17 protein-coding genes are annotated in these 16,543 nt (G+C 68.7%); 10 read left to right on the plus strand and 7 right to left on the minus strand.

The features are described from left to right. Positions 1–123 precede the first annotated feature (123 nt). From CKW34_RS23480 to CKW34_RS23490, 3 genes are all read left to right on the plus strand, one after another. A complete protein-coding gene (locus CKW34_RS23480; RefSeq protein WP_059384390.1) occupies positions 124–480 on the plus strand; it encodes a MerR family transcriptional regulator in 357 nt (118 codons plus the stop codon). A gap of 371 nt (positions 481–851) precedes the next feature. Next, on the plus strand, positions 852–1,064 hold the full coding sequence (locus CKW34_RS23485; protein ID WP_059384442.1) for a hypothetical protein: 213 nt from the start codon (positions 852–854) through the stop codon (positions 1,062–1,064). A 57-nt stretch (positions 1,065–1,121) separates the two neighbouring features. After that, positions 1,122–2,015 (plus strand): AAA family ATPase, encoded by an 894-nt coding sequence (locus tag CKW34_RS23490; protein WP_059384389.1) that lies wholly within the window; start codon positions 1,122–1,124, stop codon positions 2,013–2,015. Positions 2,016–2,068: 53 nt separating this feature from the next. Here CKW34_RS23490 and CKW34_RS23495 read toward each other — a convergent pair whose 3' ends face one another. The 5 genes from CKW34_RS23495 to CKW34_RS23515 all read right to left on the minus strand — a co-directional run bounded on the left by CKW34_RS23495 (position 2,069) and on the right by CKW34_RS23515 (position 6,624). After that, entirely contained in the window at positions 2,069–2,455 is a 387-nt protein-coding gene (locus CKW34_RS23495) for an OsmC family protein (RefSeq protein ID WP_231921776.1), read from the minus strand. 71 nt (positions 2,456–2,526) lie between these two features. Further along, positions 2,527–3,864, minus strand: a complete 1,338-nt coding sequence (locus tag CKW34_RS23500) for an LLM class flavin-dependent oxidoreductase (RefSeq protein ID WP_059384441.1) — start codon at positions 3,862–3,864, stop codon at positions 2,527–2,529. Positions 3,865–3,914: 50 nt separating this feature from the next. Beyond that, a complete protein-coding gene (locus tag CKW34_RS23505; RefSeq protein WP_059384387.1) occupies positions 3,915–4,994 on the minus strand; it encodes an NrtA/SsuA/CpmA family ABC transporter substrate-binding protein in 1,080 nt (359 codons plus the stop codon). A 41-nt stretch (positions 4,995–5,035) separates the two neighbouring features. Continuing rightward, entirely contained in the window at positions 5,036–5,788 is a 753-nt protein-coding gene (locus tag CKW34_RS23510; protein ID WP_059384386.1) for an ABC transporter ATP-binding protein, read from the minus strand. Beyond that, positions 5,785–6,624, minus strand: coding sequence for an ABC transporter permease (locus CKW34_RS23515; RefSeq protein ID WP_080968416.1), 840 nt, complete (start codon positions 6,622–6,624; stop codon positions 5,785–5,787). The genes CKW34_RS23510 and CKW34_RS23515 overlap by 4 nt, the downstream gene beginning before the upstream one ends. Before the next feature lie 220 nt (positions 6,625–6,844). On the opposite strand from CKW34_RS23515, the gene CKW34_RS23520 reads away from it, so the two are divergent. The 3 genes from CKW34_RS23520 to CKW34_RS23530 all read left to right on the plus strand — a co-directional run bounded on the left by CKW34_RS23520 (position 6,845) and on the right by CKW34_RS23530 (position 9,884). Further along, positions 6,845–7,480, plus strand: a complete 636-nt coding sequence (locus tag CKW34_RS23520; protein WP_059384385.1) for a GntR family transcriptional regulator — start codon at positions 6,845–6,847, stop codon at positions 7,478–7,480. 126 nt (positions 7,481–7,606) lie between these two features. Next, positions 7,607–8,749, plus strand: a complete 1,143-nt coding sequence (locus CKW34_RS23525; protein ID WP_059384384.1) for a vWA domain-containing protein — start codon at positions 7,607–7,609, stop codon at positions 8,747–8,749. Next, complete coding sequence (locus tag CKW34_RS23530) at positions 8,742–9,884, plus strand: XdhC family protein (protein ID WP_059384383.1); 1,143 nt, start codon at positions 8,742–8,744, stop codon at positions 9,882–9,884. The genes CKW34_RS23525 and CKW34_RS23530 overlap by 8 nt, the downstream gene beginning before the upstream one ends. Here the strand turns inward: CKW34_RS23530 and CKW34_RS23535 are convergent. Further along, the gene (locus CKW34_RS23535; protein WP_059384382.1) at positions 9,872–10,687 is read right to left on the minus strand and encodes a mycofactocin-coupled SDR family oxidoreductase; all 816 of its coding nucleotides are present in this window, start codon (positions 10,685–10,687) and stop codon (positions 9,872–9,874) included. The genes CKW34_RS23530 and CKW34_RS23535 overlap by 13 nt on opposite strands. Positions 10,688–10,828: 141 nt before the next feature. On the opposite strand from CKW34_RS23535, the gene CKW34_RS23540 reads away from it, so the two are divergent. The 4 genes from CKW34_RS23540 to CKW34_RS23555 are packed head-to-tail and all read left to right on the plus strand — an operon-like array spanning position 10,829 to position 15,481. Continuing rightward, a complete protein-coding gene (locus CKW34_RS23540) occupies positions 10,829–11,317 on the plus strand; it encodes a (2Fe-2S)-binding protein (RefSeq protein ID WP_059384381.1) in 489 nt (162 codons plus the stop codon). A gap of 2 nt (positions 11,318–11,319) precedes the next feature. Continuing rightward, on the plus strand, positions 11,320–13,719 hold the full coding sequence (locus CKW34_RS23545; protein WP_064059900.1) for a xanthine dehydrogenase family protein molybdopterin-binding subunit: 2,400 nt from the start codon (positions 11,320–11,322) through the stop codon (positions 13,717–13,719). Beyond that, complete coding sequence (locus tag CKW34_RS23550) at positions 13,716–14,570, plus strand: FAD binding domain-containing protein (protein WP_059384376.1); 855 nt, start codon at positions 13,716–13,718, stop codon at positions 14,568–14,570. The genes CKW34_RS23545 and CKW34_RS23550 overlap by 4 nt, the downstream gene beginning before the upstream one ends. Before the next feature lie 53 nt (positions 14,571–14,623). Then, positions 14,624–15,481 carry an SRPBCC family protein gene (locus CKW34_RS23555; protein ID WP_059384380.1) on the plus strand — a complete coding sequence of 286 codons (858 nt, stop codon included), beginning with the start codon at positions 14,624–14,626 and terminating at the stop codon, positions 15,479–15,481. A gap of 71 nt (positions 15,482–15,552) precedes the next feature. Here CKW34_RS23555 and CKW34_RS23560 read toward each other — a convergent pair whose 3' ends face one another. After that, positions 15,553–16,476, minus strand: a complete 924-nt coding sequence (locus CKW34_RS23560) for a LysR family transcriptional regulator (RefSeq protein ID WP_059384375.1) — start codon at positions 16,474–16,476, stop codon at positions 15,553–15,555. Between the last annotated feature and the right edge of the window lie 67 nt (positions 16,477–16,543).

Below are 16,543 nucleotides of genomic sequence, written 5' to 3' on the forward strand. Positions count from 1 at the left end.
ACTCTCAAATTATCTATGCCATCCGGCACAGATTTATTATGGCCCCGGTGATACACTTCGGTCAAGGCCGCGGATGACCGCGGTGCGACCCGAGAACACCGACTCCGCCGACCGGAGGAAACGATGACGTTCGATCCGCTCCTGCGCGCGACGCCTGATCGGTCGCCCCGCGCCCAGCGCGGGGTCTACGGCATCTCGGTGGCCGCCGAACTCTCCGGACTCGACCCGCAGACCCTGCGCCTGTACGAACGCCGAGGGCTGCTGAACCCCGCCCGCACGGCGGGCGGGACGCGCCGCTACAGCGACAACGATCTCGAGACCGTGCAACGGATCGTCGAACTGGTGGGCTCCGGCATCAATATCGCCGGAGTCGCCCGGATCCTCGAACTCGAAGCGAGCAATGCGGCGCTGAGAGAGGACAACGACCGTCTGCGCTCCGCACTGGACAGCAGGCCTCCTCCCTCGCCACCGACCTCTTGAACCTCTTCTACCTGCACAAACAACATGAAGCCCGGACCGGCTCACGAGAACCGGGCTAAGATTCGAGAACGCCTCAGAAGTGCGTAGGAGTGCGTCCGGCCAAGGGACGCACCGATAGCAATTAGGGGTGACCCCAGTGCGCAATGCACAACACGATTCACCGAGAACCGGACAGGGACAGCAGGACACGACATCCCGGCCGAACCACATCGCGGACGACACGATCCGCTGGCCCGACCCGAGCCCCCTCGACGGATGGTGGGCCCGCGTGATGGGCAAGCCGGTTCCCTGAGAGGAACCGGCACGGCCGGACGATCCGACCGTGCGACGACATCGATTCGCCGAGTTGATCGATCGATATCGAGGTGGACATGATGCCGCACCGCGACCCGCTCTCCGGTGGCCGGTGGGTCTTCCGTTGCGACCATTGCGATCATTGCTACCGGACCGTTGCACAGAGCAGGCCGCAGGCCGAGCTCTATGCCCGTATGAACGGCTGGACCACCGCACCGACGATGTTGTGCCCCGGATGCGCAACGCTGTTCGCCGGTGAGATCGCGCCGCTCGCGCACGTCGAGGGCTGAGCCGACCGATCGTTGCAGTCGCCGGTCGTGGGGCGGGTGAGCATCTAGGCTCGCCTCATGACCGGTGACGCGACACGCATCGACTCACCCGAGAAACTCTCGGCTGCTCTCGGGACCACGGGTTATCTCGCCGACGACGGACTGGCGACCGTCGCCTTCCTCGCGATGCGTATGGGCCGGCCGCTCTTCTGCGAAGGCGAGCCCGGAACCGGGAAGACCTCGCTCGCAGCGGCTCTCGCCCAGGCCCTGGATCTGCCGATGGTCCGGTTGCAGTGCCACGAGGGCATCGACGCATCGCAGGCCCTCTACGACTGGGATTTCCCCCGGCAGCTGCTCCATCTGCGGTTGCTCGAGGCGGCGAGCGACGGCGCGCTCGATGCGGACGCTGCGGAACGCTCCCTCTACACCGAGCGCTATCTCCTCGTCCGCCCGTTGCTGCAGGCGCTCACCGACTCACCGTGCGTGTTGCTCGTCGACGAGATCGACCGCGCCGACGACGAGTTCGAGGCGTTCCTGCTCCAGTTGCTCGACGAGAACGCGGTGACGGTCCCCGAACTGGGTGAGATCCGCGCGGAGGTCCCACCGCTGGTGGTACTCACTTCCAACCGCACTCGCGAGGTGCACGACGCACTCAAGCGCCGCTGTCTGTACCACTGGGTGGAGCATCCCGATCTCGAACGCGAGATCGCGATCCTGCAGCGGCGGTTGCCCGGTCTGGGGCGCCCGCTCGCCGAGCAGATCTCCCGCGCGGTGCGTTCACTCCGCGAACAGGATCTCCTGAAGCCACCGGGGATCGCCGAATCCCTCGACTGGGCGCGTGCACTGATCGCCCTCGACCGCGACGTCCTCGACGCGGCGACCGCCGCGGCGACACTCGGTGCCGTGTTGAAGTACCGCGAGGACATCGACCGGGTCACCCGTGCCGGCCTCGACCACCTCGCCGTCGGATGAGGGTGACGACGACAGCGGTGGGACGACGATCGCCGTCACCCCACCGCGGGCCGTCATTCCGTGAACAGGCGCCCGTTGATCGTCAGTTCGATTCCGCTCCCCCGCTTGATCGTGTTGTAGATCGGGCAGGCGGCGACGAACTTGCGGCCGAGCGCGAAGGCATCCTCGTACTCGACTCCGGAGACCTCGATCTCGAGCACGGTGCGGTCGTACCGGGTCGGGTCCACGGTGCCGCGGGTGTGGGCGGCGCGGGTGACGATCCCGTCGATCTGCAGACCGTCCTCCTTCGCATTGTGCTCGAAGTTGGCCATCGCGCAGGACGTGAGTGCGGCGAGGAGCAGTTCCCCGGCGTGTACAGCCTCACCCCCGGCGAGGCGGGAGTCGGTGACGAGATGGTTGCTACGGGCACTGACGACGAAGCGTCCCGTCTCGGTGGTCACCGTTCCCGTGACCACCGCATCGTGCTCAGTCCCGCTTCCGGTCACGGGAGTGTCCGTCCCTCCGGCCGCGCTCATCCCTGCGCCCCGGAACGCCGCTGCCATTCGCCGGAGGCGGGACGGGTCAGCCCCAGATTCTCGCGCAGGGTCGAGCCCTCGTACTCGGTGCGGAAGATGCCGCGCTTCTGCAACCGAGGCACGACCTGCCGGGTGAAGGTCTCGAAGCCACCGGGCTGGTAGGGCACCTGCAGGGTGAACCCGTCGGCGGCACCGTCCTCGAACCAGTCCTGCAGACCGTCCGCGACCTCGTCCGCGGTTCCGATGAAGTTGCCCTCGTACCGTCCGCCGTACTGCTTGCCGAGCTGCCGCAGCGTCAGCCCTTCGCGCTCGGTGATCTCGCGGACCTCGTGGTAGTGCCCGGCCACACCGGGCACCTCGACCTCGGGGAGACGCTCGTCGAGCGGGAAGGTCGAGAGGTCGACGTCGAGGTGGTATGCGAGCGTGGACAATCCACCGATCGGCGGTACCAGCTCGAAGATCTCGTCGGCGAGTTCCTTCGCGCGAGCGGTGGTGGGCCCGACCACCGGCGTGATCGACGGGAGGATCTTGATCTCCTCCGGATCGCGGCCGAACGTCGCGGCCCGCTCCTTGATCTCCGTGTAGAACGACTGCGCCGACTCCTTGGACGCGTGGCTGCAGAAGATCACGTCCGACCATCGGGCGGCGAAGTCCTTGCCCTTCGAGGACGCGCCGGCCTGGATGAGCACCGGATATCCCTGCGGCGGGCGGGGAACGTTGAGCGGTCCCTGCACCGAGAAGTAGCGGCCCTTGTGGTCGACGCGATGGACCTTGTCGGGGTCGGCGAACAGGGGCTGCTCGACGTCGAGCACGAGGGCGTCGTCGTCCCAGCTGTCCCAGAGCTTGCCCGCCACCTCGAGGAACTCGTCGGCACGCTCGTACCGCGTGGAACGGTCGAACTGCTCGTCGAGGTTGAAATTCCGCGCCTCGGACTCCTGGAAGGAGGTCACGATGTTCCAGGCCGCACGACCGCCCGAGAGGTGGTCGAGGCTGGCGAACGACCGTGCCACGGTGAACGGTTGCGCGTAGGTCGTCGAGACCGTCGCCGCGAGGCCGAGGTGACGGGTCACGGCAGCCATCGATGCGATGACCGGCAGCGGATCCACCCGCAGGGAACCGAGGGCGCCGTACCGCAGTTGCGAATCGGTGCTGCCCCCGAAACGGTCGGGCACGGAGACGATGTCGGCGAAGAAGGCGAGGTCGAACCGACCGTCCTCGAGGGTGCGGGCCATGTTCTGGTAGTAGCTCGCATCGAGCCAGCCGGGCACCGAGTCGGGCAGGCGCCATCCGCCGGGGCGGCCCGGTCCCGCGGTGATGAACGCGGCGAGATGCATCTTCTTGGTCACGAGAACTCCTGACTTGCTGTGTACCGGAACGGGTCCGGTCAGACCTGCGCCAGTTCGGCGGTGACGGCGGCACGGACGGAATCGAAACGGCTGTCGGACAGCCAGCTCCGCACGTCGACCGTCTCCGGGTACACCCCGAGGGCGTGGAAGTTGTCGGCGAGATCCTGGGTCCCGTCGATCGCATCGGTGTCCACCGCGGTGAACTCGCCTGCGCCCGAGTAGGACAGGCGGCGATCGACGACGAGATCGCGGTAGACCTCCTTCTCGAGCTGCGAGTCACCGAAGCCTCCGAGAGCGGCGAACTCGTCGACCGCGACGTCGGGCTGCGCTTCGATCCAGCGCTGCGCGTCGCGGACGTTGCGCGCGAGCTTCGCGGCGATCTCGGGGTGTTCGAAGGCGAACTTCTCGCTGGCGACGAAGAACGCGTAGTCGTAGGTCTTCACGTCGGGCAGCGTGTCGGCGTCGTGCTTGCGGCGGGCCAGTTCGATCGTGGGCTGCCAGTTGATCCACGCGTCGACCTTGCCCTGTGCGAAGGCCGCTTCGGCGTCGGCAGCGGTGAGGTTGCTGTACTCGATGTCGTCGAGGGTCAGTCCCGCGGTCTCGAGATACTTGACGAGGCTGTAGGTTCCGGTGGTGCCCTGCTGGTCGGCGACCTTGCGGCCCTTCAGATCCGCAGCGCTCCGGATGTCGGATCCCTTGGGCACGAGGATGTCGACCTCGTTGCTCGGCAGTGGGTAGGCGACGAGCGGCACGAACGGCACGTTGCCGCCGATGCCGTAGATCACCGCGGTGGCGGTGGCGAAGGAGAAGTCGATGCTGCCGGCCTTGATCGCCTCCATGACGGGGAGGGATGCCGTGAAGCCGGACTGGAAGTTCACCGGCACACCGAGATCCGCGGAGACGTCGAACCCGCCGATGTTGTGGGAGAGCACGGCACCGGGCTCTGCCTTGCCGTCGCCGATGAGCGCGTACCGGACCTCCGTGAGCTCACCGTCGTTCGCCGAATCCTCCGAGCCGCACGCGGTGAGGGCACCGAGGCCGGCGAGTCCGAGCGCGCCGATGCCTGCAGCACGCAGGAATCCGCGGCGATCGAGGACGGGGCGGGGCAGAGCGTTCATGATGCTGGGGGCCTTTCGAGGGTTCTCGGAACAGTGAGGGGTCAGGATCCGGTGGCTGCGTGCACCGCGCGGTCGGCCTCGAGCAGGCCGTCGAGCAGTTCTTCCTTCCACGCCGCGAGCTGCGCGTCGCCGCGGTGACGGGGACGTGCCTGGGGCACACGGAGATCACGTGTGATGCCCTGCGGGGTGAGCAGCAGAACGCGATCGGCGAGGACGAGCGCTTCCTCGACGTCGTGGGTGACGAGCAGGACCGTGCGCGGATGTTCGGCGAGGATGCTCTCGAGGAGCTGCTGCATCGTGACCCGGGTGATGGCGTCGAGCGCGCCGAACGGCTCGTCGAGCAGCAGGACGTCGGGGCGGTGCATCAGCGCCCGGGCGAGCGCGACACGCTGGCGCTGCCCGCCGGACAGTTCTGCGGGCCAGGCCTTCTCACGACCGGCGAGACCGACCTGAGCGAGCAGTTCGGCGGCCTTGTCCCGCTGCCCCTTCGTGCCCAGAGCGACGTTGTCGAGCACCGACTTCCACGGCAGGAGACGGTCCTCCTGGAACATCATCCGCGCGGTCGGCCCGCCCGCCGGTACGTCACCGATCGGAGTCATGGTGCCCGAGCTGGGCTCCTCGAGTCCGGCGAGGATGCGCAGCAGGGTCGACTTGCCGACGCCGCTGGGCCCGAGGATCGCGACGAAGTCGCCGGGATCGATGGTCAGGTCGAGATCGCGGAGAACCTGGTTGTCGCCGTAGCGGCGTCCGATGGAGGCCAGTTCGAGGCCGACGAGCCCGCGGGCGGTGGTCATCGTGCTGCCTTCCGGTAGTTCGGGTTCCAGCGCAGCACACGGGCTTCGATGAAGCGGGTGATCTGATCGGCGAGCAGGCCTGCGCCGGCGTAGAGGACGATCGCGAGCACGATGCGTTCGTTGCGGAGCATGTCGCGACCGTTCTGCGCGAGGTAACCGATGCCTTCGCGGGTGGCGATGGTCTCGGCGATGACGAGGGTCAGCCATGCGACGCCGAGGGCGTACCGGATGCCGGTGAGGATCATGGGCATCGCGCCGGGGACGATCACCTCGCGGATCAGCTGACCGCGGCCGAGCCCGTAGGACCTGCCGAGCTGGATGAGCTTCTCGTCGACCGTGCGGATACCGCTGACGGTGTTGAGGTAGACCGGGAAGATCACGCCGAGCGTCACGAGCAGGACCTTGGGCATCTCCCCGATCCCGAAGGCCGCGATGAGCAGCGGTACGAGGGCGAGATGGGGCAGCGCGCGCACCATCTGGAGAGTGCGGTCGAACAGGCCTTCCGCGATGCGGGACAGGCCGACGGCGAAGCCGAAGGCGAGACCGATCGCGGCGCCGACGACGAATCCGACGGCGATACGGCGCAGGCTCACGAGGATGTGCGACTGCAGTTCGCCGGTGGACCACAGCGACCGCGCGGCGTCGACGACGTCCGTGGGCGGCGGCAGGATCGCCGCGGAGATCACGCCGGTGCTCGACGCCCACTGCCATCCGACGAGGACGAGTACGGGCACGACCCAGGGCAGCAGGGTCGTCCAGTGCGGGGTGGGCAGGCGGCCGAGGCCGCGGCCCGGTGCCGTGACGGCGGGCGCGACGGAGACGGTGGCGTCACTCATCGCCGGTTCCCGAGGCCGGGTCGTGCGGTGTGGTCGGTCATGTCTTCTCCCTGTCGGTGATGCGTTCGGACGGCACGCTACGTCCGGATGAACGCAAATGTCGTCTTTTGTATACACATGAATCCAAAAGGTGTACAAAGCATGCACCCCGTGGTAGTCCTGGTCCGGCGGTCCGGGATCCGAGACCGGCGCCACACGAGTCGGCAGGGGAGGACACGAGATGGCGACCACGACGGGAAATCCGTACCGCGAACTGCGAAGACGGATCCTGGACGGGGTTCACCCGCCCGGCGATCTGCTCGTCCCCGCCACGGTGGGCGAGCAGCTGGGCGTCTCCCGGACCCCCGTTCGCGAAGCTCTCATCCGCCTCGAGATCGAAGGCCTCGTGACGAAGGTCTCACGCGGATTCCGGGTCCTCGAGCGCAGCCAGGAGGAGATCCTCGACATCTGCGAAGCGCGGATCGCGCTCGAATCGGCCGTCGCCCTGTCCGCTGCGCAACGACGCACCGAACTCGATCTCGCGAGACTGCGCCGCAGCCTCGACGAGGCCCGCGCGGAACGATCCCCGGCCGACCGGCTGCGGCTACACGCGGAATGGCACGTGGCGCTACGACTCGCCGCGCACAACCCCACCATCGTCGAACTGATGGAACTGCTCGACGCCCGACTGCACGTCTACGACGGCACCGCTTCGCGGACCCCGGCGAATCTCGACCTCATCGAACGCGAGCACGAGGCCCTCTACGAGGCCGTCGCCGAAGGAGACGGCGAACGTGCCCAGGAACTGATGGTCGCGCATCAGAGACGCACCCGCGACCTGCGGATCGCCGAGATGGCCGAGTCGTCGGGCGGCTGAGGACTCCGATCGGATCACCGGGGCCTTCGCACGATCTGTCGCATCCGACAGCCGGGATGCGACACGCGCAGTACCGTCGGCGGTCGAGACCCTTCGCGGGCTCGTGGGACGTGGACAGGAGGGCGAGTGGCCGCAGGTCGTAGCGCACCCGCGACGGATCGGCTCCCGCCCGGTCCGGTCGTCGGGCTGGCCGGCTTCTGCCGCGCCCTCGCCGCCGCCGGCCTACCCGTCGCCCTCGACGCCACCGCCACCTATCTCGACGCACTCGAACACGTCGACGTCGGCGATCCCGTGCAGGTCTACTGGGCGGGCCGCGCCACGCTGTGCCGCACACCGGACGACACGGCCCGCTACGACGCGACATTCGTCCACTGGTTCGGCGACACCGTCCCCACCGGCTCGCGCACCCACGGGCAACGCACCCGCACCGCGCGGATCGCCGCGCTGTCCCGCGGTGAGGGAGCCGACGGCGACTCCGGTGACGACGCACCACGACTGCAGGTCGCGGCGGACGACACCGACGTCCTCCGGCACCGCGACGTGGCCGAACTGACGACCGCCGAACGCGCCCACCTCGCCGAACTGCTCGCGCGGTTGCAGCCCCGTCCCCCGACGCGACGGGGACTGCGGTCGAAGTCCTCCCGCCGCGGACCGGTGGACCCGCGGCACACCCTGCGCGACATGTTGGCGAGCGGAGGCGAACCCGTCCGGCCGCGGCACCGTGCACGGGCGACGAGACCGCGCCGGGTGGTGCTGCTCATCGACGTGTCCGGCTCGATGACCCCCTACGCCGACGCGCTCCTGCGGTTCGCGCATGTCGTCACACGTGCCGCACCGTCGTCCACCGAGGTGTTCTCCCTCGGCACGCGACTGACCCGCCTGTCGCGGGCGCTGCGTGCCCGCGACCCGCAGATCGCGCTCGCCGGGGCCTCTCGGGCAGTGCCCGACTGGGCCGGAGGGACCCGTCTCGGCGACACGCTCGGCGCGTTCCTGGATCGTTGGGGGCGCAGGGGTTTCGCGCGCGGCGCGGTGGTGGTGATCTTCTCCGACGGCTGGGAGCGCGGCGACGCCTCGCTGCTCGGGGAACGCATGGCGCAGCTGCATCGCCTCGCGCACCGCGTGCTGTGGGTGAACCCGCACGCCGGCGGCGCCGGATACGAACCGATCCAGTCGGGTATCTCCGCGGCCCTGCCGCACATCGATCGTCTGCTCGCGGGACACAGCCTTGCGACACTGGAAGAACTTCTCGAGGAGGTTCGGCGTGCGTGAAATTCTGGACGAGCTCGACCGGCGGTACCGGGGCGGGGAGGCCGTCGCGGTGGGCACCGTGGTCTCGACCTTCCGATCGGCGCCCCGGGGACCGGGTGCATCGATGCTGGTCGCGCAGGACGGCACCGTCACCGGCAGCGTCTCGGGCGGGTGCGTCGAAGGCGACGTCTACGAACTCGGCCGGTCGGTCATCGACAGCGGGCAGCCGGTGCTGCAGCGCTACGGGGTCTCCGACGACGACGCGTTCTCCGTCGGCCTGACCTGCGGCGGCATCATCGACGTCTTCGTCGAACGGATCGACGCCGCGTCCTTCCCCGCCTTCACCGACCTGCTCGACTCCGTCCGCGCGGGCGAACCCGTCGCGCTCGCGACCGTCACCGCCCACCCCGACCCGGCGGTACGGGGACGACGGATGGTCGTGTGGCGCGACCGCGCCGACGGACAGCTCGCCTCGTCCCGCATGCACGACGCCGTCGTCGACGACGCGCGCGGACTGCTCGAGGTGGGACGCTCGGGCACCCTCCACTACGGCACCGACGGTGAGCGTCGCGGCGAGGGGATGTCGGTGTTCGTCAACGTCTTCCAGCCCCCACCGCGGCTGATCGTGTTCGGGGCGATCGACTTCGCGTCGGCGATGGCCCGGCTCGGCTCCTTCCTGGGCTACACCGTGACCGTGTGCGACGCGCGCGGGGTGTTCGCCACCGAGGCCCGCTTCCCCGGCGCCCACGAGGTGATCGTCGACTGGCCGCACCGCTATCTCGCGGCCGAGGCCGAGGCCGGACGCGTGGACGCCCGCACCGTCATCACGGTGCTCACCCACGACCCGAAGTTCGACGTCCCGCTCCTCGAGGTCGCCCTACGGCTCGACGTGGCCTACGTGGGAGCTATGGGGTCGCGCCGCACACACGACGACCGGATGGAGCGTCTGCGGGAGACGGGACTGACCGAGGAGGAACTGGCACGCCTGTCGTCGCCGATCGGTCTGGACCTCGGGGCCCGAACCCCGGAGGAGACCGCGGTGTCGATCGCCGCCGAGATCATCGCGCTGCGCTGGGGCGGGGGTGGCGGCCGCCTCGCGGAGACACGCGGACCGATCCACGCCCACGAGGAGCACATCGACGCTCAGAAGTACTGAGCACCACCGTCGATCGCGAAGCTCTGGGCGGTGACGAAGGCGGACTCGTCGGACGCGAGGAAGGCGACCATGTTCGCGATCTCGTCCGCCTCGGCCATGTACTTGTTCAGGAAGGGCATGGTCATGCCGCCGAGCCGGGGGTTGCTCTCGGCCGTCTGCGCGATGCGTTCGCGCATCGAGCCCGATCCCATGGGTGTGTTCACCGCGCCCGGATGGATGCTGTTGACCCGGATGTCGTGCTGTCCGAGTTCGGCGGCGAAGGCCCGCGCCATCCCGACGAGGGCGTGCTTGCTGGTCGTGTAGTGCACCATGAACGGCTGCAGTTTCACACCGGCGAGCGAGCTGGTCACGACGATCGAACCGCCGCCGCGGGTGATGAGGTGCGGGGCGGCCGCGGTGATCGTGTTCCACACGCCGGTGACGTTGATGTCGAGAGTGTCGCGGAAGCTCTCGGGGGTGATCTCGTCCCACGTCTGCGGGATGCAGATACCCGCGTTGGCGACCACGACGTCGAGCCCGCCGAACTGCGCGACACCCTCCTCGAGCACCGCCTTCGTGCCGTCGAGATCGCGGACGTCGCACTGCACCAGATGCGCCTTCGCGCCCTCCGCCTCGACCAGCCGGCGGGTCTCGTCGAGGTCCTCGGGCGTGGGGGAATCGTAGGGGACGCCCGGCAGCGGACCGGCGAGATCGATACCGACGATCTGCGCGCCCTCCTGCGCGAGCCGGACCGCGTGGGCACGGCCCTGACCGCGCGCGACTCCGGTGATGAAGGCGACCTTGTCCTCGAGGCGGCGGGTCATCCGGTTTCCTCTCGTGACGGCTTCCGCCTCCGATCGCGAGCACGAAGGCGATTTCGGCGATTCGGGTCCTTTCTACGCGCGATATGCAGCAGAGTGTCAGTGATCTGTATCACTGCGCTACGCGAGGTACTTGGAGGATCGATGCGCATCACTGTCACCGTAGACGGAACGCAGTACACGGACGACGTGGAACCGCGACTGCTTCTCGTCCACTACCTCAGAGATCGGCTCGGGAAGGTGGGCACGGTGGTCGGCTGCGACACGAGCAACTGCGGCGCCTGCACCGTGTTGCTCGACGACCGCAGCGTCAAGTCGTGCTCGATGCTCGCGGTGCAGGCCGACGGACACTCGGTCACCACCGTCGAAGGGCTCTCGGAGAACGGCAGCCTGCATCCGGTCCAGGAGGCGTTCCGTGAGAAGCACGCCCTGCAGTGCGGCTTCTGTACGCCCGGGATGATCATGGCGACCATCGATCTGCTCTCCGAGAACTCCGACCCGAGCGACGAGGAGGTGCGGCACGGTCTCGAAGGAAATCTGTGCCGCTGCACCGGATACCAGAACATCGTGGCCGCTGCGCGTGACGCTGCCCAGCGACTGCGCGAGAACCCGGCCGCCACGCAGGAGGTATGACGATGACGAGCACCGTGGACCCCACCACCGACGAGGGAACCGGCGAATCCGAACTCGGCCGGGCACGCCGCCGCAAGGAGGACGAGCACCTCATCACCGGCCGCACGCGCTGGACCGACAACATCGTGCTCCCCGGGATGCTGCACGCGGCGATCCTGCGCAGCCCGGTCGCGCACGCCCGTATCACCGGTCTCGACGTCTCCGAGGCCCGTGGCATGCCGGGGGTCGTCGCCGTCTACACGGGTGCCGACCTCGCCGAGGAGCAGGGCAGCCTGCCGTGTGCGTGGCCGATCACCGAGGACATGAAGACCCCGAACGCCCCGGCCTTGGCCGTCGACACCGTGCACTTCGCGGGTGAGGCCGTCGCAGTCGTGGTGGCCCGCAGCGCATACGAGGCCCACGACGCCCTCGATGCGATCGATGTGGACTACGAGGACCTGCCGGTCGTGCTCGATCTCGAGAGCGCGGCCCAGGGCGGCGACCTCGTCCACCCCGATCTCGGCACCAACGTCAGCGCGACGTGGGTGTTCGACTCCGCCGAGGCCGGTAGCGGCGGCAACGTCGAGGACGCGATCCGCGACGCGGAAGTGGTCGTCGAACGGACCTTCCGGCAGCAGCGGCTCATCCCCGCCTTCATGGAACCGCGGTCGGTCGTCGTCGACCCCACCGCCTCGCAGATCACCATGTGGTCGGCGACCCAGGTCCCGCACGTGCTGAAGCTGATGCTCGCGATGACCCTCGGTCTCCCCGAGCACAAACTACGCGTCATCGCCCCCGATGTGGGCGGCGGGTTCGGCGGCAAACTGCAGGTCACGCCCGAAGAGGTACTCACGCTCCTCATCGCGCGTCGCCTGCACAAGCCCGTCAAGTACACCGAGACGCGCAGCGAGTCGATGCTCGCCGCGCACCACGGCCGCGACCAGGTCCAGAAGCTGACCCTCGCCGCACGCCGCGACGGCACCGTCACGGGCCTGAAGGTGGAGCTGCTCGCCGACATGGGCGCCTACCTGCGCCTCGTCACCCCGGGTGTGCCGATCCTCGGCGCGTTCATGTTCAACGGCATCTACAAGTTCGACTCGTACCGGTTCGCGTGCACCAACGTGTTCACCAACAAGGTGCCCACCGACGCCTACCGCGGTGCCGGACGCCCCGAGGCCACCTTCGCGATCGAACGCATCATGGACGAGCTCGCCGTCGAACTGTCCATGGACCCCCTCGAGCTCCGCGAGAAGAACTGGATCAAGCACGAGGAGTTCCCGTTCGACACCGTCGCGGGCCTGACCTACGACTCGGGCAACTACGAGGCCGCGACGGCCAAGGCGCGAGAGTTGTTCGACTACGACGCATTACGACGTGAACAGGCCGAACGACGCGAACGCAACGATCCGGTGCAACTCGGTATCGGTGTCTCCACGTTCACGGAGATGTGCGGCCTGGCCCCGTCGCGGGTGCTCGGTTCGCTCTCCTACGGCGCCGGCGGCTGGGAGCACGCCGCGATCCGGATGCTCCCGACCGGCAAGGTGGAGGTCGTCACCGGTTCGTCCGCCCACGGTCAGGGCCACGAGACGGCGTGGAGCCAGATCGTCGCCGACCGGCTCGGAATCCCGTTCGAGGACATCGAGATCCTGCACGGCGACACGCAGAGTTCACCGCGCGGTCTCGACACCTACGGTTCCCGCTCGCTCGCGGTCGGTGGCATCGCGGTCGTGAAGGCCGCCGAGAAGGTGGTCGCCAAGGCCCGGCCGATCGCCGCACACCTGCTCGAATGTTCCGAGGACGATCTGGATTTCGAGGGCGGACAGTTCCGCGTGAAGGGAACGTCGAAGTCCGTCGGCCTCACCGACGTCGCGCTCGCGGTGTTCGCCGCGCACGACCTGCCCGACGGCATCGAACCGAACCTCGACTCCGAGGCGACCTACGATCCCGACAACTTCTCGTTCCCACACGGCACCCACCTGTGCGCGATCGAGGTCGACACCGAGACGGGGCACGCACGCATCCGCAAGTACGTGTGCGTCGACGACGTCGGGCACGTCGTGAACCCGCTCATCGTCGAGGGACAGGTGCACGGCGGACTCGCCCAGGGCATCGCCCAGGCCCTGTACGAGGAAGCGGTGCACGACGAGTCGGGCACATTGCTGAGTTCGTCGTTCGCCGAATATCTGCTGCCCACCGCGGTGGATCTGCCGCCCTTCGTCACCGATCGCACCGACACGCCGGCACCCGGTAATCCGTTGGGTGTCAAGGGTGTCGGCGAGGCAGGAACCATCGCTTCCACCCCGGCCGTCGTCAACTCCGTTCTCGACGCGGTCCGGCCGTTCGGCGTCACCGACGTCGAGATGCCCTGTACACCGATGCGGATCTGGCACGCGCTCCGCGACGCCCGAGGAGGCACGAAATGATCCCGGCCCCGTTCGACTACGTCGCCCCCTCGAGCGTCGACGAAGCGGTCGCCGCGCTGACGGAGGCCGGTGAGGACGCGAAGGTCATCGCCGGTGGGCAGAGCCTCATGCCCGTCCTGCGGCTGCGGATGGCGGCACCGACGGTGCTCGTCGACCTCGGCAGGATCCCCGAACTGCGGGGTATCCGCGACGACGGCGACGCCCTGGTGATCGGCGCGACCACCACCCACCACGACGTGCTGCACGACTCGCTCGTCGCGGAGCACGCACGGCTGCTGGCAGAGGCGACGGCGACCGTCGCCGACCCCCAGATCCGGCACCGCGGCACGTTCGGCGGGTCGCTCGTGCACGCCGATCCGGCCGGGGATCTCGCGGCGCCGGCGGTGGCGCTCGAGGCGACGTTCACCGTGGCCGGACCGTCCGGGCGTCGCACCATCGCGACGGACGACTTCTTCCAGGACTACTTCACGACCGCGGTCGAACCCGGAGAGATCCTCGTCGAGGTCCGGATCCCCAAGCACACGGGATGGTCGGCGCGCTACGAGAAGTTCCATCGCGCAGCCCAGCAGTGGTCGATCGTCGGGGTCGCGGCGACCCTGCAGGCGACCGGCGGCACCATCGAACAGGCAAGGGTCGCCCTCACGAACATGGCGGCCGTCCCGGTCCGGGCACGCGGAGTCGAGGAATCGCTCATCGGTAGGCCGGCAACGGCCGAGACGATCCGCGAGGCCGCCGAGCTCGCCACCGACGGCACGGCTCCCATGACCGACGGGAACGCCGACGCCGAGTATCGGAGCCACCTCGCCCGGGTACTCACCCGACGAGCGGTCACCACTGCCTCCGGGGTCTAGGCGTTCCAACGCCGAACACCGAGATCCCGGACCACTTGTTCGGAAAGGACCTCATGCAACTCGAACACACACTGTCCGTTCCCGCGCCGGTCGACGAGGTGTGGACCGCCCTGCTGAATCCGGAGAAGGTCGCGCCGTGCATGCCGGGCGCGACGCTCACCGGGGTCGACGGCGACACGTTCACCGGGACCGTCAAGGTGAAGCTCGGACCGGTGGCGCTCACGTTCAAGGGCACCGGCGTGTACGTCGAGAAGGACGAGAGCGCCCGCCGGGCGGTCATCGAGGCCAATGCGAAGGACACCCGGGGCAACGGCACGGTGGCCGCGACCATCACCGTCACCCTCACCGGCGACGGCGACCGCACCGACGGCGTCGTGAACACCGACATGAAGATCACCGGCAAGCCCGCCCAGTTCGGGCGGGGGATGATCTCGGATGTCGGTGGGAAGATCCTCGAGCAGTTCGCGGACTGCCTGTCGAAGAAGCTCGGACCCGAAGCGGCCTCCTCCACGTCCTCCTCCTCCGCGGCGACCGCTGAGGCAGCCGAGTCGCAGCCCAACGAGTCCGTGCCGGCGAGCCCTCCGCTCACCGCCGCGGGTTCGGGCGACGAACCTGCCGGTGGAGCATTCGTCGGGCCCGGCGCCGGGGACGGCGACTCCGCGCAGGCGCGGCCGAACGAGTCGGTGCCGCCCAGCCCGGCGAGCGCCTCACCGGCACCGACGATGACCTCGACGCCTCCCACACCGTCGGCGACCCCCTCCCCGGCCGCACCTCCGCAGCCCGAGGCCGAACCGCTCGACCTCATGCAGTACGCGAAGGGATCGGTCGCGACGCGAATCGCGCCGGTGGGAGTGATCGCGATTCTCATCGTGGTCATCGCGGTGATCCTCCAGCGTCGATCGGGACGCTGACCCGGCCGGATCCACTCGAACGCTGCGGATCGGACCCCGTCGAACGGGCCGGTCCGCAGCGTTCGTCGTTGTCAGCCCGCCTGGGCTGCGACGCGGCGACGCCCGACCGGGTCGAGCTGCGCGCGGAGCCAGGCGTGCGCGGGATCGGCATCCCGTTCGGCGTGCCACACCGCGAATTCGCGCAGCGGCGGCAGCTGGAAGGTCGGTTCCAGGATGCGCAGGGACGCCACCTCGGCGAGGTGGCGGGCCATGCGCTCGGGCAGGAAGGTGATCATGCGGGTGTTCTCCAGGGCATACGGGAGAACCGCGAGGTTGCCGCTGGTCGCGCCGATCCGGGCCACCACTCCTGCACGCAGCAGCGCGCGGCCGAGGTTGGTGTCGTCGGAATACTGCGCGTAGGACAGCAGCGGGTAGCGGCCGAGCACCTCACGTGTGAGCTTGGTGCCGGTGTACGGGTGGCCGGACCAGACCGCCCCGACGAATCTGTCGGTCAGCATGACCTGCCTCCGGCAGGTCTCGAACTCCGGGGATTCGAGGACGTATTCCGGCAGCACCGCGAGGTCGATCTCGAACCGGCGGAAGGCATCGAGACCGGCACCGTTGACCGGCAGCAGATCGAAACGGATGTTGGCCGGGGTGCTCCCCCGCACCAGCAGGCGCAGGAGGGTGATCTCCGCATAGTCGCCGGTCATGATCGTGAAGGTGCGCGAATCCGTCGCGGGGTCGAAACCGGGTGCGGCCAGCACCGAACGCTCGAGGGTCCGCAGCACCTCGCGGAGCGGTTCGATGATCGCCTGGGCCCGCGCGGTGGGACGCAGTGTGCGCCCGCACTTCACGAGAAGCGGATCGTCGAATTGCTTGCGCAACCGGGCGAGAGCCGTACTCGTCGCCGGTTGCGACATGTTCAGTCGCCGCGCCGCGCGCGTGACATTGCGTTCGGAGAGCAGGACATCGAGGACGACGAGCAGGTTGAGATCGACCCGTCGCAGATCCATGCGCCCCCCCCTGACATCGAAACCCGGCGGAACGGGAAATTCCGGCGGCATCGTAGCGCACGACCGT

The organism is Rhodococcus rhodochrous (assembly GCF_900187265.1).
Taxonomy (GTDB): domain Bacteria; phylum Actinomycetota; class Actinomycetes; order Mycobacteriales; family Mycobacteriaceae; genus Rhodococcus; species Rhodococcus rhodochrous.

What these genes read in the sequence shown, in the direction of transcription:
- CKW34_RS23550 (WP_059384376.1), top strand. Translation starts at nt 13,716, where the DNA reads ATGATCCCGGCCCCGTTCGACTACGTCGCCCCCTCGAGCGTCGACGAA.
- CKW34_RS23500 (WP_059384441.1), bottom strand. Translation starts at nt 3,864, where the DNA reads ATGCATCTCGCCGCGTTCATCACCGCGGGACCGGGCCGCCCCGGCGGA.
- CKW34_RS23515 (WP_080968416.1), bottom strand. Translation starts at nt 6,624, where the DNA reads ATGAGTGACGCCACCGTCTCCGTCGCGCCCGCCGTCACGGCACCGGGC.
- CKW34_RS23555 (WP_059384380.1), top strand. Translation starts at nt 14,624, where the DNA reads ATGCAACTCGAACACACACTGTCCGTTCCCGCGCCGGTCGACGAGGTG.
- CKW34_RS23505 (WP_059384387.1), bottom strand. Translation starts at nt 4,994, where the DNA reads ATGAACGCTCTGCCCCGCCCCGTCCTCGATCGCCGCGGATTCCTGCGT.
- CKW34_RS23510 (WP_059384386.1), bottom strand. Translation starts at nt 5,788, where the DNA reads ATGACCACCGCCCGCGGGCTCGTCGGCCTCGAACTGGCCTCCATCGGA.
- CKW34_RS23535 (WP_059384382.1), bottom strand. Translation starts at nt 10,687, where the DNA reads ATGACCCGCCGCCTCGAGGACAAGGTCGCCTTCATCACCGGAGTCGCG.
- CKW34_RS23560 (WP_059384375.1), bottom strand. Translation starts at nt 16,476, where the DNA reads ATGGATCTGCGACGGGTCGATCTCAACCTGCTCGTCGTCCTCGATGTC.
- CKW34_RS23485 (WP_059384442.1), top strand. Translation starts at nt 852, where the DNA reads ATGATGCCGCACCGCGACCCGCTCTCCGGTGGCCGGTGGGTCTTCCGT.
- CKW34_RS23490 (WP_059384389.1), top strand. Translation starts at nt 1,122, where the DNA reads ATGACCGGTGACGCGACACGCATCGACTCACCCGAGAAACTCTCGGCT.
- CKW34_RS23480 (WP_059384390.1), top strand. Translation starts at nt 124, where the DNA reads ATGACGTTCGATCCGCTCCTGCGCGCGACGCCTGATCGGTCGCCCCGC.
- CKW34_RS23545 (WP_064059900.1), top strand. Translation starts at nt 11,320, where the DNA reads ATGACGAGCACCGTGGACCCCACCACCGACGAGGGAACCGGCGAATCC.
- CKW34_RS23540 (WP_059384381.1), top strand. Translation starts at nt 10,829, where the DNA reads ATGCGCATCACTGTCACCGTAGACGGAACGCAGTACACGGACGACGTG.
- CKW34_RS23520 (WP_059384385.1), top strand. Translation starts at nt 6,845, where the DNA reads ATGGCGACCACGACGGGAAATCCGTACCGCGAACTGCGAAGACGGATC.